General features: G+C 53.0%; 13 protein-coding genes. 10 read left to right on the forward strand and 3 right to left on the reverse strand.

Annotation, left to right across the window (positions count from 1 at the left end):
• Nucleotides 1-4 precede the first annotated feature (4 nt).
• The 5 genes from C447_RS17365 to C447_RS13275 all read left to right on the forward strand — a co-directional run bounded on the left by C447_RS17365 (nt 5) and on the right by C447_RS13275 (nt 7,155).
• The gene (locus C447_RS17365) at nt 5-1,552 is read left to right on the forward strand and encodes an oligosaccharide flippase family protein (RefSeq protein WP_007694737.1); all 1,548 of its coding nucleotides are present in this window, start codon (nt 5-7) and stop codon (nt 1,550-1,552) included.
• A 219-nt stretch (nt 1,553-1,771) separates the two neighbouring features.
• A complete protein-coding gene (locus tag C447_RS13265; protein ID WP_007694738.1) occupies nt 1,772-2,662 on the forward strand; it encodes an alkaline phosphatase family protein in 891 nt (296 codons plus the stop codon).
• Between the two features lie 813 nt (nt 2,663-3,475).
• Nucleotides 3,476-5,200, forward strand: a complete 1,725-nt coding sequence (locus C447_RS13270; RefSeq protein ID WP_239639186.1) for a glycosyltransferase family protein — start codon at nt 3,476-3,478, stop codon at nt 5,198-5,200.
• Between the two features lie 420 nt (nt 5,201-5,620).
• Entirely contained in the window at nt 5,621-5,869 is a 249-nt protein-coding gene (locus tag C447_RS18980) for an alkaline phosphatase family protein (protein WP_080505387.1), read from the forward strand.
• On the forward strand, nt 5,866-7,155 hold the full coding sequence (locus C447_RS13275) for an alkaline phosphatase family protein (RefSeq protein ID WP_338034872.1): 1,290 nt from the start codon (nt 5,866-5,868) through the stop codon (nt 7,153-7,155). Before C447_RS18980 ends, C447_RS13275 begins: the two co-directional genes overlap by 4 nt.
• Before the next feature lie 184 nt (nt 7,156-7,339).
• On the opposite strand, the gene C447_RS17375 is transcribed toward C447_RS13275, so the two are convergent.
• Nucleotides 7,340-7,570, reverse strand: a complete 231-nt coding sequence (locus C447_RS17375) for a transcriptional regulator (RefSeq protein WP_080505389.1) — start codon at nt 7,568-7,570, stop codon at nt 7,340-7,342.
• Nucleotides 7,571-8,611: 1,041 nt separating this feature from the next.
• Between C447_RS17375 and C447_RS18660 the strand changes: the two genes are divergently transcribed.
• On the forward strand, nt 8,612-9,337 hold the full coding sequence (locus tag C447_RS18660; protein WP_007694744.1) for a hypothetical protein: 726 nt from the start codon (nt 8,612-8,614) through the stop codon (nt 9,335-9,337).
• Nucleotides 9,338-9,772: 435 nt separating this feature from the next.
• A complete protein-coding gene (locus C447_RS13285) occupies nt 9,773-10,738 on the forward strand; it encodes a ring-cleaving dioxygenase (protein WP_049904503.1) in 966 nt (321 codons plus the stop codon).
• Nucleotides 10,739-10,858: 120 nt separating this feature from the next.
• On the opposite strand, the gene C447_RS19055 is transcribed toward C447_RS13285, so the two are convergent.
• The gene (locus C447_RS19055; RefSeq protein ID WP_449404674.1) at nt 10,859-11,017 is read right to left on the reverse strand and encodes a DUF7563 family protein; all 159 of its coding nucleotides are present in this window, start codon (nt 11,015-11,017) and stop codon (nt 10,859-10,861) included.
• A 312-nt stretch (nt 11,018-11,329) separates the two neighbouring features.
• Between C447_RS19055 and C447_RS13290 the strand changes: the two genes are divergently transcribed.
• Both C447_RS13290 and C447_RS13295 read left to right on the forward strand, forming a co-directional pair.
• Nucleotides 11,330-12,577: an IS200/IS605 family transposon protein TnpB gene (locus C447_RS13290; RefSeq protein WP_007694750.1), complete on the forward strand. Its 1,248-nt coding sequence runs from the start codon at nt 11,330-11,332 to the stop codon at nt 12,575-12,577.
• A gap of 64 nt (nt 12,578-12,641) precedes the next feature.
• Entirely contained in the window at nt 12,642-13,040 is a 399-nt protein-coding gene (locus C447_RS13295; protein ID WP_007694752.1) for a hypothetical protein, read from the forward strand.
• 256 nt (nt 13,041-13,296) lie between these two features.
• Here the strand turns inward: C447_RS13295 and C447_RS17750 are convergent, their stop codons facing one another.
• A complete protein-coding gene (locus tag C447_RS17750) occupies nt 13,297-13,551 on the reverse strand; it encodes a hypothetical protein (protein ID WP_152416166.1) in 255 nt (84 codons plus the stop codon).
• A gap of 125 nt (nt 13,552-13,676) precedes the next feature.
• Here C447_RS17750 and C447_RS13300 point away from each other — a divergent pair, with 125 nt between their 5' ends.
• A complete protein-coding gene (locus C447_RS13300; RefSeq protein ID WP_007694754.1) occupies nt 13,677-14,627 on the forward strand; it encodes an NAD-dependent epimerase/dehydratase family protein in 951 nt (316 codons plus the stop codon).
• The last annotated feature ends 68 nt before the right edge of the window (nt 14,628-14,695 follow it).

Raw genomic sequence — 14,695 nt, forward strand, 5'->3', positions numbered from 1 at the left:
TAGAATGAGTGAAAGCGTCGTCGATCGTGTGCTTGCAGTACTTGGTTCGACCCTTGGCACGCAGGCGATCACGATTGTTTTCACGCCACTACTGGTTCGATTGCTCGGTGTTGGGGCGTACGGCGAGTATGCGTTTATCCTCTCAGTTTTGTCAGTCTCTGTAGTCGTAGTTTCGGCCGGAACGTTCGATAGCGCTCGGAAGTTCATCGCTGAACAACGTGAAACGGAAAATTGGCGCGAGCACGTCTTTGGTTTCTATGCCCGTGTAGTGATCGTACTCGGTGCTATTGTGGGAATTCTTTTTATTGTTGCTACACAACTTGGAGTGGTCGCGTTGGTACTCAACCCAGCGTACGAGCCATATTTCTACGTTCTCGCATTACTCGTCCCACTACAAGCGGGGTTCAAACTCTCGCGAAGCGTGCTCATGGGTCTCGACCTCGAATCGAGTTCCGAGCCACTGTACGTTCTGCAGCAACTGCTGTTTGCACTACTCGCGCTCACATTGGTGTGGCTTGGATGGAGCGTTGTTGGCGCACTCATTGGTCGTTTACTCGCCTATCTCTGTGTAGTTGTATTCATGTTGGTCTTCATCTGGCGCAAGATCGATATGTCAGAAGTAGTGAAGATAGCACCTGCATCATTTCCGCGACGGAACCTATTGTCGTACAACGTGTTGACAGTGGTGTTCAAGCTGCTCGTCACATCCCTTTACAACGTAGATATTATACTTCTCGGATTGCTCGTCGGTAGTACGGCAACTGGCTCATACCGTGCAGCACTCGTTATTGCTCAGTTCCTTTGGCTCATCCCAACTGCAGTGCAGGTAGGATTGCTCCACTCAACATCGCGACTATGGTCCGATGGCGAAAACGCTCGTATCTCGATACTGTCATCACGTGCAGCCCGATTTACGCTCCTCTTTACGCTATTGCTTGTTCTCGGTGTGGCGGCACTGGCTGAGCCGCTTGTCTCGCTATATTTCGGGGAAGGATTTTCACGAACGCCAGAAACAGTTCTATACCTACTCCCCGGCGTACTCGGACTCGCGGTGGCACGTCCAATCTTTGCGACGAGTCAAGGACATGGAAACCTTCGGCCCGTTCTACTAGCTACAGGTAGTGCTGCAATACTCAACGTCGTTCTCAACCTCGTACTTATTCCCCGCTACGGAGTAACCGGGGCTGCGATTGCTACAAGTGCTGGCTACGGTTCGATGGTTGTATTCCATATTCGGGCTGCTCAAACACTTGGATTTAATCCAGCCGCTGATCTGCGACTTTCTCGAACTATGGCTACAGCCGCGCTCACAGCGATTCCAATATTCGGTCTCTCGTGGTTATTGGAGGGTATTATCCAACTAATTGCGGTTCCACCCATTGGGTTTGTTGTCTACACGATACTAGCATTCCGCACTCACGCCATCGAGCTATCCGAAGTGCGTCCCTTGGTCAGATCAGAAACAATCAGGACACTTGGCCAGGTCCTACCCCAACAAATCGTGTCCCTCTTTCAACGGTCTCTTGAAGTAGCTCTCGGCTCCCGAATATGAGCAAGCAAGACCAATAGCGGTAACGGTGAAGCAAGTAGAATTTGTTCAAAACTATTTTATCCAACCCTTTCCATTCCCCTGAAGTCAAATCTTTAAAATTGCGATTGCTCCTATCCATATAAGAGAGAATCATATTCGGATTTTCGCTTCTGTTCTCTTGTTGAAAAACCCAGGAGATGTTTCTAGCAGATTTATTACCCTGGTATAAGTATCACGCACATGGATCCTACGCTTTGTGTCCTTGGCATTGACGCTGCGGATTATGCCCTTGTGAAAGAATGGGGGTGTAGCAACCTACAGCTTAGCAACCATAGCCAACTCAGCACATTCTCTGATGGAATCGATTTGCCAGCAACATTAGAAGTGTGGCCGACTATCGCCACAGGGGTCCCGCCGGATGAGCACGGAATACATCTTCATGCAGAGAACCGGTCTAGATGGGGCAAATCAGCTGCAATACAAGCAAACAGATTGCTTCCAGACACAGTACAGAATAGTCTCCGGAAATTGTATCAACGGGTACAAAATCCTCAACCTCCACAAACACAACACTCACACGCTTTTCATACCGGCAGTATCAAAAACTGGCCGGGCTTGACACCGTGTTTTGAATGGGAGACAGAAGGAAATTGGTTTCGATCGATAAACAGTGGGAACATGAATGGACAAGAGTTTATTCGACAGGCGCTTGGTAATGCCGGTTCAGGGATTGGATGGCTAGCTGGACAGGACACTGCTGGTGTATCAGTTGCAGGTGTCCATATTCATATTCTGGACCACGTTGGACACCTCTATGCAGATAGACCAAATAAACTACGTAGTGTTTACGACGCGATCGATAGGCTAGTAGGCTGGCTCAAAAAGAAAGTCGACAAATTGCTCATCGTCTCGGATCATGGTATGCAAACTACAGAAACAGATGATAGGAAACCGGGTGTACATTCGTGGCGTGCAATGATATCTTCTACTGAGTCTGGAGACTTGCCAAAGAGCGTATTTGATGTTCGAGAGTGGATTGAACAGCATACTGTCACTACTGAATCTCATAGTGAACCCCAAACAGATGTAGCAGCACCTCGAGAACACTTAGAGGATCTTGGATATTTATGAACTAGCCAAAATACTTTTACAAGTCTTCGATACTCAAATCGATATTGCTGCTGGCTATATGTAAATATAAATTTTACATATATTTGAATCAGTCGTCTTCTGATGTGAACTTGAGGATTTTAGTACCCGACTTTGTCTGAGATCGTATGCTATCTAGGAGTATAGAGATCGAGTCGGGGTGGGGAAGCATGTTTAACGACCCACCAAACCGGCATACTCATTTGTCGGGTCCAGATAGATTGCTCGGAACCAAGCGGCTAAAACAACTTTTAGACGTGTGTGATGGCACGGAATTCCCTTTTCGTTCGATGTTGTCGGTCACTTACTGCTTGAGAAGTGTAATAATCACGGCGCACCCCATGAATACTGGTTTCAAGAGAATGATCCGAGAACAGATACCGCTACAGGGCCCCAATTGAACGCGATGGTCTTGAGGGGCTTCACGGATCTTTAGTTGGTAGACAATCGCGTCATCGACGAACACAGTACCCCGTATGAGTATGCGTACTAACTGTCTCAATATAGCGGCTCGGACGAGGCGAGAGTGTGAGATAACACTGCAACTGGATAGAGACTGGGACTCACTGAATCGGTATCGAGACGTCCGGGTTTGTGTGGAATAGGGTTGTACAACCATGGAGATCCCAATATGACCGGCCAGTGGACGGGATGAATTTAGGTGTCTAACACCCGGAGACATCGATAATAGAGTTGCACATTAGTTCTTGAACGACGGGTGGGTGTGAGATACTCGTCTTCTAATCAGACAGTAGATGGGTAATATTCAAGTCTGGACCGGGTTTACCTTGATTAGTGTCTGAGCCATCCCGTAGGAGGTCCTTCTCTGTTAGTTTGTTCGCTCTTCTGTCGGTAGTGATCACGGTTGTGTCGTTCACTCCTGCTCCCTCTGGGTACGAGATATCCATCCATGGCGCGTATAGCCCATTCCTCAAATTTGCATTTCTCGCTGTACTCCTTGGTGGTATTGGGCTCATTATTGACGGGACACGATCGAAAGCCATTTCATGGGCTGTCGGGCTCATGCTTATCCTTGTGGCATATGCTGTATTATACTCACTCCCACTCGTTCGCGGGTATGAAATCTATGGGACACCCCTAACCGATTCACTCTACCATCTGGGTGTTGTCTCAGATATTATCTCCAATGGTCATATCCCAAACGAACTATATCCGGCAACTCACATACTATTCAGTGAACTCTCCATACTCACCGGGCTCTCCGCCAACACGTTCCAGATGCCAGTCTCATACTTGTTCTCGGTACTCCTAATAACCGGATGCTTCGTGGCTGGCCGGGGGTTATTTGGAGTTCAAGCTGGCCGATATGTCCTCGCAGCAGCTATCCCACTCGTATATGCTGACCTCCAAATAACGATCCTCCCTTGGTTCTACGCCATCTGTTTTATTCCGCTCTTCTTATTGACGCTACACAAGGCAGTCGGGGTTGGCTCTCAAATCGTGGCATTGGTCTTCGCAGTTGCTATCACGATGTACCATCCCTTGACGAGCCTATTCATGACCGTCGTGGTAGCTGTATACACACTTTGGACATGGTTATCTCGCTCTCGAAGAAATCAGAGTATTGGGCTACCTCTCGCGATCGGTGTTATAGCTGCGATATGGGCGATCGGGTCTGATAGGGTTCAGGGCATGATCGCCGGAGTTGCAACTGGTGCAGCTACCGGGGGTGGGGTTGCCACGTATGCTTCGGAGGCTGCCAATAGCGGACGAAATATCTACGATCTCGTCGTGAATTTTCTCATCATTCGTTGGGGGACCGCGGTGCTCTACATGGGCTTCGGTGGCCTGATCGTATTGTGGATAACTTACCGCTCAATTCGAGGTCGGCAACGCGCTGAGATTCAGATGGTGTCAGCACAGTATGTTGCCGGTGGTCTGTTCGGCGTGTCCTTGGCAGCCGGACAAGTTCTCGCGCGGAACCCCGTTCGGATCTCACAGTTTTGCTTGCTGTTCTCTATATTCTTGATCGGGTATGGGCTCTGGGCAGCCTCGCAGAACTCACAGCGCAGAACAGCGCGTATTGCGAGCGCGATCCTGATTATGGTCGTACTGTCTACTGCGCTCTTGGGTGCGGGGACTGCTTACGAAGACAACCGACAAGTAACCCATACCACTATCGACGGTTCAAGTTGGTTTCTTGAACACCGCGACGCCGACATCCAGACTAGGTCGTTCCGGATGAGCCGTGGTGTGCAATTCTATATTCAAGGCAACAATCTCGCCAGAGCAAGTAGCGTCGCGTTTTCGCGCTTCTTGGAGAGCCGACAACTACCCAAGCATCTTGGGTACACTGGAAATGGCACCGCCGAAGAAGTGTTCGGATCGAGACAATATATCATCACGAAGACACCCGACGTGGTGTGGACTGAAAGCCAATATGGCGATGGAAACATAGAACGCGGGTACACTCAGACAGACCTAACCAAGATTGAAAACGATCCCACTGTTAGTAAGGCGTACACAAACGGTCCGTATGATATCTGGTTCCTTCAATAGTCCTTATAACTACGGAATGCGCCGGGAAGACCTCAGGTCACGGATATCGAGATGAGTGGATGCTCAAGAATCGGATGTCCTTATACGACTAAGAGAAAGTCAAGGATATGTTACTGCTTTGTGACGAGACACAACATAGCGATAGCTCATAGAGTGAGAGAACCTAGCTGGGAATGTTTGCTTTTGGGGCCAATTTTTTTGTTGTGGTGGAGATATACGGCTTAATAAACCACAACAAAGCATGAGGAAGGACGCTGCTCAAATCCGAGAAAACGATGATATGCAAGCTCGCAATGGAGGTAAGCTCTACATACAAAACCATCAACGGAGAACTAACCGTCACGGACGTTTCGAGGAACAGCTCGACGCGTTCACAATAACTACGAGTAGGTTTTTGAGGCCGGGGAAAAACGATGAACTATGGTTTCAGTCACGCTTATTGGGCTCGACGGTGCGACTTGGGACGTACTCCGGCCGCTGCTTGAAGAGGGGGATCTTCCCAATCTCTCCCAGCTGATGGAAGATGGGTTCTCGGGGACGCTTTACAGTACGGTTCCGTCGCGAACCAGCCCCGCCATCCCTTCGCTCTACACTGGCTGTGACCCTTCGGAGCTCGATTCCTTGGGTTCACCAAGCCAAATGGCGAGACGATCTCGGCTGATGACATAGACGCCCCCCGGATTTGGACGATGCTTGGTCAGCATGATATCCGTTCTTCGGTTGTCAACGTCCGGACGACTTACCCTCCGGACCGGACGAACGGTGTGGTCGTCGCAGGCGACCCTGCACCCGGCGAAGATAGCGACTATGTTCATCCCCCTAGCCTTCACAAGCGGATTGAGGGTTTCCGTGCCGAGGAGTTGGACCACCGCCGACACAAGGAGTTAGTTCCTGCTACCGACAACCCCAAAGAGGTCACAGATATTTCAATCGAGATCTTGAATCGCCGTTTTGAGTCCTTCATGGAGATACTCTCGACCGAAGAGTCCGGTTTCAACATGTTTTGGATCGGTGGGACAGACTTCCTCCAGCACCGACTCTGGGGACATCCGGAACAACTCAGACGCTTCTACAAAGCGGCAGACAAATCTATCGGGCGGGTATTGGAAACCACCGAGGGCGACACGTTCGTACTAAGCGACCACGGATTTTCAGCGCCTTCTGAGTGGTCCTTCCACCTAAACCAGTGGTTGTACGATGAGGGGTATCTGGAACTCTATGGCGGACGAATTGGAGGGGAAGTGATTCGAACCGGCCAAACACTAGCCCGGCGACACGTTCCAACAAAGTACCTCCATCGAGTTCTGAGCCTCCTAAACGACGAGTCCGAGGAGAATCCAGACCCTCCTTGGTTTGACCGTTCGTATTTGAACACTCCTGGCGTGAAACCCGACTCTATCGCACGGGTCGGGTCTCCATCCACCATCCACATCAACGCCTCTGGAGAAAAACGCCGACGGGTAGCCAATGAGATCATTTCCAACCTCAAATCAGTTCAAACACCGTCTGGCACTCCAGCAGTCAAGAACGCATGGCTCGCTGAGGACCTCTACAATGGAGGCCGATACAGTGAGGATCTCCCAGACATTTTCCTCCAGGCGGGAGAATCAGTCGGCGTTGACCCTCAAATCACTTCGTCCACGTTCTCCAAGAAGAACGCTCAACGGACAGGGCACATCCATTCCCGAGAAGGCGTGTGGATGGGGAATGGCCCAAACATCGACGCACAATCAGAGCCGTTCAACGCGTCGATAATTGATGTAGCTCCAACGATCCTGCACATGATCGGGGTCCCCGTAGGTGAACATATGCATGGCACGGTCCAACAAGAGATGCTTGCTGACGAGTCTTCCGTACAGACTGAAGACTACCAGCAGAGTACGAGAAAATCTGTCATGACCGAAGAAGACCAAGAAGCCAGAAGAGAGTGGCTTTCTGACATGGGTTATCTGTAGATGAGTTTGATTTACTTCTCTAGTTGGTCAAGTGATTCGTTTGCTAAGTACACGGTTCTATTCAGACATCACATAATCCGGAAACGAAAATGAAGTAGAAAACACGCAAACCACATACGATATACAATGAACTTATATAAGAAAGTTAGATTAATCGGTTATCAGCGGTCGTGAGAGGGTTTCTTCATTCGTCAGCTATGGACCACAGTCGAGCGTTCGCCACTTTTCTGCTTTTGACCTCGCCACTATCTTCAAGATGTCGGAGTTTCTTGTAGGCCGTATCGTAAATACAGTCCACCTGATCCGCGATCTCCTGAGTACCGCCCGCGCCACCAAGACTTTCGATCGCCTCAAGAAAATCGGCTGTAGAGTACTCCGCAGTATAACGGCCAGTATCTTGATCACGCTCAGGCATCGATAGGGTTTGAGGTAGCACTGTAAGTAGATATAACGGTTTGGTGAGTGAGAGCCATCCATTACAATCACTTGGAAAGGCTTTTGCCTATACAGGTGGTTGTAATGGATGTGAAGGCGGTGCTCTTGGGGTGTTACGATGCGAGAACGCCCGGATGCGCCAACATCCGAGCATAGGCCTTCACGGTGGATCGAAAGCCCATGCGAACTAACGAATCCGGCAGTCTTGAAACTGCCGACTGTTCAGGCGCACAGCCAAGCGAACGATGTGACCACTGTGGTCAGCCCACCGAGGAGGGCGATGGTCGAACCGAGTCGCTCCTTGCGGATGATGTGTTCTGCTCCCCAAAATGTGCGATGCGGGGTGCGCAAAAATGAGCACTTTCTGTGTCAGATGCGGGGTAGATATGTGGGAGTACAGTGACGAAGCGAAAGCGGATAGGTGGTGTATCGAGTGCGCTCCTGAGTGCTATACCGGCGGCATTCATATCGCCGCGTTAAGGGCAGTCGAATGAGTATCGATTCCGCTCCGGCGGCCGAGCAGTCCATTAGCGGGTGGAGTGTCGGCATCAACACGACCGCGTTCTGCCAGCGATGTACGAGCGATCTCGGTGAAGGAGATCCTGTCACTGTCTATGCCTATCGACCTGCCGAAGCACAGCGCGTCTCGGTCACACGGCTCTACTGTAGCGCATGCGACCATCGCCGTATCGAACATCCCGCACGCGGCTGCTATGAGTGGCTGGCGACAGCGCGACTCGTCACCACCTCCGATGTCACAACCCAATCGCACGGACTGATCCTCCAGGGTGTGGAGATACTCGACGAATGTGGCCCGAAGGAGGGCGGTAGACTGTGAGCGAATCTAGCCTCCTGTCAGCGCTCACAAGATGGACCAAGGCCGAGGTCCATCCCACTGCCAGTTCGAACACGGAGAGGGCCTCACGGGCCCCAGAGACTCGTCAACAAGCCACCAGTCCGGACGCATAGCCAGCTAACCTCCAACCAGGAGTGACCACTTCACTCCTTACCCGATACAGCGATGCCCACAGACACAGCCACCGCTATCGACAGCACCGACACCATCGACACGGAATCGAGCGACGAACTCACCCAGTTGCTCCAACGCGTCGAAGCCCTCGAAGCCGAGAACGACCGACTCCAAGCAGAACTCGACAGCGTCCACAAACAACACCGAGAGGACCACCACGCAGTAGCCCGCGAGAACCACGACCTTCGAAAATCCAACGAACAGCTCCGAGAGCGCGTCGACAAAACCGAAGTCAAGGACAGCCACTTACTCGACGATATCATCGACCTGGAGAACCAACTCACTGATCTCGAAGCGAGTAGCTCCACATCGGAGAACCAGAGTCAGGACACCAGTGCTCGCGACACGGAGCTAACTCCCATCGAACGCGTCGCGAAGCTCGGCAATGAGGGTACAGGCATCGAGGTCACGCCATCCATCGAACGGGCCGTCGCGATCTACGAACACTGGGACGAATGGGCGAAGAAAACGCCGAGGGGCCACGTCCTGAAGGATGGACTGAAGACCCTCCTCCGGACCGCAACGGGAGAGAAACTCGCCTGGCGACAAGTCTACCGCGCCGCGGAAGCGCTCGAAGAGCTCTCGAAAGGCCGGATCAAGTTTTTCCATCATGACCGTCACGGGAAGATGTTTCTCGAACCACCATTGGAAACGGAGCACGAGTGTCACTCGTCGTCAGTAGCCACGAAGGAGACCCCGTCAGCGAATCAGCTGTGAGATAACACCGAAGAGATAGGAGTCATCTTTCCAGGAACGAACGCGGTGTACGCATTGGTCCGCTACAGGTAGGTGAAATCCCTTAGACCGCTACCCAGACGATCGAGAGAACACAACGCCGAATCTAACAACTGACGATGTGTGTCAGTACTCGTATCGGAAGGCGTGGAGCGCAGCGCTCAATAGTGGTCTGTTGGTCCAAGGGGAGACGCTGTCATCAAAACTGACTGAGAATATCGGTGCTGCCACACTCCTGACAGTGTGCGGCCCGGGCGAGATAGTGAACCAATCCGTCTTGAGATCCTGTGGTAAATGTTCGAATGGACTGAACTCTGGATAGGAGAATGACTAGGCAATGGGTAGTAAAGTTGCTGTTATCTGATGCTTTGAGGGTTAGCAGAGATATAACCGGTTTAGCCTCATAGGGCCACTACAATGTCACCGACGACACCGGGGCTACATCACGTGACCGCTATCGCGGGTGACCCACAGCGAAACGCCGAATTCTACGTCGAAACGCTCGGTCTGCGCTTTCTGAAAAAGACCGTCAATCACGACGACAAACACACCTACCACTTCTATTTCGGCGATAGCGAGGGGACACCAGGGTCCAACATCACGTTCTTCCCCTGGGGAGAGCGCGGCCGCCCCGGGCAATTCGGTGCGGGACAGACCAAGGTCACGACGTACTTCATCTCCGAAAATTCGCTTGAATACTGGCTCGATCGGCTGGAAGCACACGATATCGATATCGAAGGACCGACCGAACAGTTCGGCGAGACCGTCATTGAGTTCGACGATCCTGATGGCATCACGCTTGCGCTCGTTGCCACGGACGATGCACCCGAGGCAAAACCATGGGAGGAGAGCCCTGTTCCCAACGAACACCAACTGCGCGGCTTTCACAGTGTCACCCTCGGTGTCAATGATATCGAACCGACTGCCGACGTGTTGACCAAGGGACTTGGCTACGAATTCGAGGCCAAGGAGGATGGGCGGCATCGATATCGGTCCGCCACCGGAGGTCCAGGCTCTATCATCGACCTCGTTGAAACGGAGCGATCACGAGGGCAGATGGGTACTGGCACTGTTCACCACATTGCCTACAAGGCCGAGGACACTGACGAACAAGAGCAGTGGCGCGATCATCTAATCGACCAAGGATTGCGCGTTACTGATATCGTCGATCGGGTTTATTTCAAATCAATCTACTTTCGCGAACCGGGTGGTGTCCTCTTCGAGATCGCAACGATGGGACCCGGCTTCAGCGTTGATCAGAGCCAGGACGAGCTCGGCACGGACCTCGCGCTCCCCGACTGGTTGGAGAGCGAACGCAAGGAAATCGAGTCCCGCCTTCCATCGTTCGAAACCCCGTCTACAAGCCCCCTTTCCGACGATTAGTAGCGGATCTCTCACTGAATGTCGGCATAATTGGCGGTGTACCCTACTATTCGTTTTCGAACCTTTAGATAAATTCGGACAGGAGGTATATAATGAAGCGTCGAATGCTATCGACGAGAGCTAATTCCGGCGCTTCGATTTCGCTTCGCGAACGTCGCCACCGTCCCAAAGCATGTCAAGGCAATCAGGACAGATCTGGACAGTGTCCATTCCAGTCGGAGCGAATACACGAACATATTGTTGAGTAACGAACCCATCGCAGTTTTCGCAATTCGGCATACTCAGGTTGGCTTGTTCGCCTCACTCGATGGTATCGGCTTTAATTGGTGATACTGACCGGTAGCAAGCGGAAGCCCACGACTTCAGTCGTGGGTCTGAGCGCCACTTCGTAACACCAGACCGGGCCTCATCCGTCTTCTAAGTTGTCGGCGGCACAAACCAGCATCCCGCGCCACGTCAACCCATGTTTGTCCTTTACCTCTTTCAGATGGTCATACTGATCCTCATCCGGCACCTCGATGTGAATGTTCGTCACCACATGACCAAACACAAACCATAGATTATTGTATGTTGTGCTCAAGGATGGATCCCATGAGGCGGACCAACACCTTCGAGGTGGTTCCGATGTCCGAGGTGGACGAGGAGTTGCTTCGACGCGTGATGGACGCAACCGCTTCGCTGTGGAACGAACTCACCTACGAGCGGCGTCAGAACCTCTTCGACGGCGAATCCGTATGGGACACCGAGGATTACCGCATGCAGTACGTCGGCGTCCTCGGCTCCGCCTCGGCACAACAGGCCATCCGAAAATCCGGTCAGGCGTGGCGCGGGTTCTTTGATTCGGACGAGGACGATACCGGTCTACCGGGCTACTGGGGCAATGAGGACGAGGGGCGTGAACTCCACTGGTTCGGTCGCAACGACCAGTACACGATCCAGTGGGGCGACCGCTCGCGCCTCGAAATCCCGGTCGGCAAGGACCTGAAGGACGAATACGACCTCACCGGACGCCTTCGCCTCGAAGTGCGCGGCGAGCCACGATGGGACGGCGAGCAGGGACAACTGGAGATACAGTACGACGAACAGCGCGACCGATACAGGGCCTATCAGCCGGTCGAGGTGGACGATTCTCACCCCCGTCTCGGAACACCACTAGCCGACGAATCGGCTGCCCTCGATATCGGCGCGAACAATCTCGTCGCCTGTACCACCACGACCGGCGAACAGTTCCTGTACGCCGGGCGTGACGAGTTCGAGCGATTCCGCGAGACGACGCGCGAGATCGCACGCCTTCAATCGAAACTCCCCGAGGGACGGTACAGCAGTCACCGTATCCGCCGCCTCTATCGCAAGCGGACCGCCCGCCGGGATCACGCGATGGAGGGGATGGCCCGCGACCTGATGGAGCGACTGCACGCCAGGGGAGTGGCGACAGTGTACGTCGGCGCTCTCACGGATGTTCTCGAAACTCACTGGTCGGTGCGAGCGAACGCGAAGACGCACAACTTCTGGGCGTTCAGCGCGTTCATCGACCGTCTTGAAACGACTGCCGAGGAGTTCGGGATCGAGGCCGAAGAACGGTCGGAAGCGTGGACCTCGCAAGAGTGCCCGCAGTGCGGTTCGACCGACCGAACGACACGGCACCGAGACACGCTCACCTGCGAGTGTGGTTTCGAGGGGCACGCAGATCTGGTGGCGTCCGAAACGTTCCTGCAGCGACACGCGGCGACGAAGCGATTCAGGCCGATGGCACGGCCCGTGCGATACGAGTGGGACAGCCAAAAGTGGCTGGAGTCACCACGCTCTCATCGTCCCAAAGTAGCGCGCACGAACCCATAAGTTGCCCTCGCGGGGTGGGCACCGGTGCCCGAGACCCCGGCGAAGGAATCCCACGACTGAAGTCGTGGGAGGATGTCAAGACCCGGTATTCGCGTATTTCGCCGATGAATTCAGTCGCCCGTACGCCTTTTCACCGGACGTTGTCGTTGGCATCGACGAGGTCATCGACCGCAAATTCGCGATGCTCGATTGCCACGAATCACAGATGTACGAATGGCTTCCGTCCAATGAGGGGAACCTGGATTCAGTACCGGAAGCTGCCGATGAACGTTTGGAGTGGCTCAAAGCCGGTGGGGTAAATCAAGTGGCGGTGACGACCGAAATCGCGGAACGATTTCGTGAATCACTCATCACACAGTACGGGAGCACGGTCGGCCACACCATAGAACACGCAGAGGCATTCGAGATCAGCGAGTATGGGAGTCAAATGGGAAAAGTGAAGCAGATTTTTCCGCTCGCATAGTTTCCACCCCTATCACCCACGATCGAAGGAAGATGATCTCCCCTTACAGAGAGCACTGATTACCCGAACCCATTACGAGTCGTGGGCCGCTACTCGTCCGATCTGAGCTAGCAGGCAGGTCTTGGTGGTGGTCTTGGACGAGAACTCTACCTTGACGCGAATGGTACTGGTCCATCCCTATTCCTCCAAAGGACACTGCGGCGGTATGCGCGATCGAGAGCACTCATCGGCCACACGGATCCTCCACGGGTAGATCTTACTCCAGCGGAACTACCTGTGTATGTGTGTACAAATAGTCTAGATGTTCAGGCACCACTGTCGTGTACAATAGCTCTTTGGCCCGAACTACTTGCTCATATTTTGAGAACGTGGGTTCGGCAATGGTCGATTTGTCGGCGGCTGTGAGCATCTCCACCGGAACTACGGGTATATATCCGAGATCCAGATAGATATTTCGCCCGATACGGACACGAACGACGATACCCCTATACACAGAGCCGTCGGTATCCACGTCACCGACCGTCGAATACGCGCTGCGATCAAGTGGGGAATCCGCATTCAGAGGACCGAAATAGCGAAATGAAATCCTCATTGACTGAATAGCTAAGACAGAGAGAGCCAGTACCAAATACACCTATGAACGGGAAACGGGTTCTCGTAACTGGTGGCGCGGGCTTCATCGGCTCGAATCTCGCCAACCATCTCGCCGAGTCAAACGACGTGATAGCCCTTGACAACGGGTACCTCGGCACCGAAGAGAATCTAAACAATAAGGTAGAGTTCGTGGAGGCAAGTGTCCTCGACGACGATCTCCCCACGAATGTGGATGTCGTGTTCCACCTCGCTGCGCTCTCCTCGTACGCGATGCACGAAGCGAACCCCCAACAAGGCGCCCGTGTCAACGTCAAGGGGTTCGTCAACGTCGTCGAGCAAGCACGCAACCAGGGGTGTGAAACCGTGGTATATGCGTCCACTTCCTCGATCTACGGAAACCGGACCGAGCCCTCTCCAGAGGATATGGACGTCCAGGCAAACACGGGCTATGAAGCCTCCAAATTGGCCCGTGAACGCTACGCCGAGTACTACTCGAACTTCCACGACATGACCTGTGCTGGGATGCGCTTTTTCTCCGTCTTTCAGGGCTATGGCGGGAGCGAGGCGCACAAAGGCGAGTACGCGAATGTCATTGCTCAGTTCGCCGACAGCCTCGCTACCGGTGAGACACCGGTTCTCTACGGTGACGGAACGCAGACCCGCGACTTCACACACGTGCAGGATATCGTTCGTGGGCTGGAAATCGCCGCCGACGAACGCCTCGACGGGATCTACAACCTCGGCACCGGAGAGAGCTACTCGTTCAACACCATCATTGAGTTATTGAACGACGAGTTGGGGACCGATATCGAGCCCGACCATGTCGAGAATCCCATTCCTGAGGATGTGTACGTTCACGATACCATGGCCGATATTACGAAGATGACTACCGAAACCAGCTGGGAACCGCAAATCACCTTTGAGGAAGGGATCCGCCTGGTTACCAATGAATACCGAAACGAATCCCTTGAGAGTACGATAAAGAGGTGGTGATAATTAAATATCCATCTCGACACTACGAATCAACGACATTGCGTCGTCGAATCTACTCGTTGTCAGCT

This window comes from Halococcus hamelinensis 100A6, assembly GCF_000336675.1.
Lineage (GTDB): Archaea > Halobacteriota > Halobacteria > Halobacteriales > Halococcaceae > Halococcus > Halococcus hamelinensis.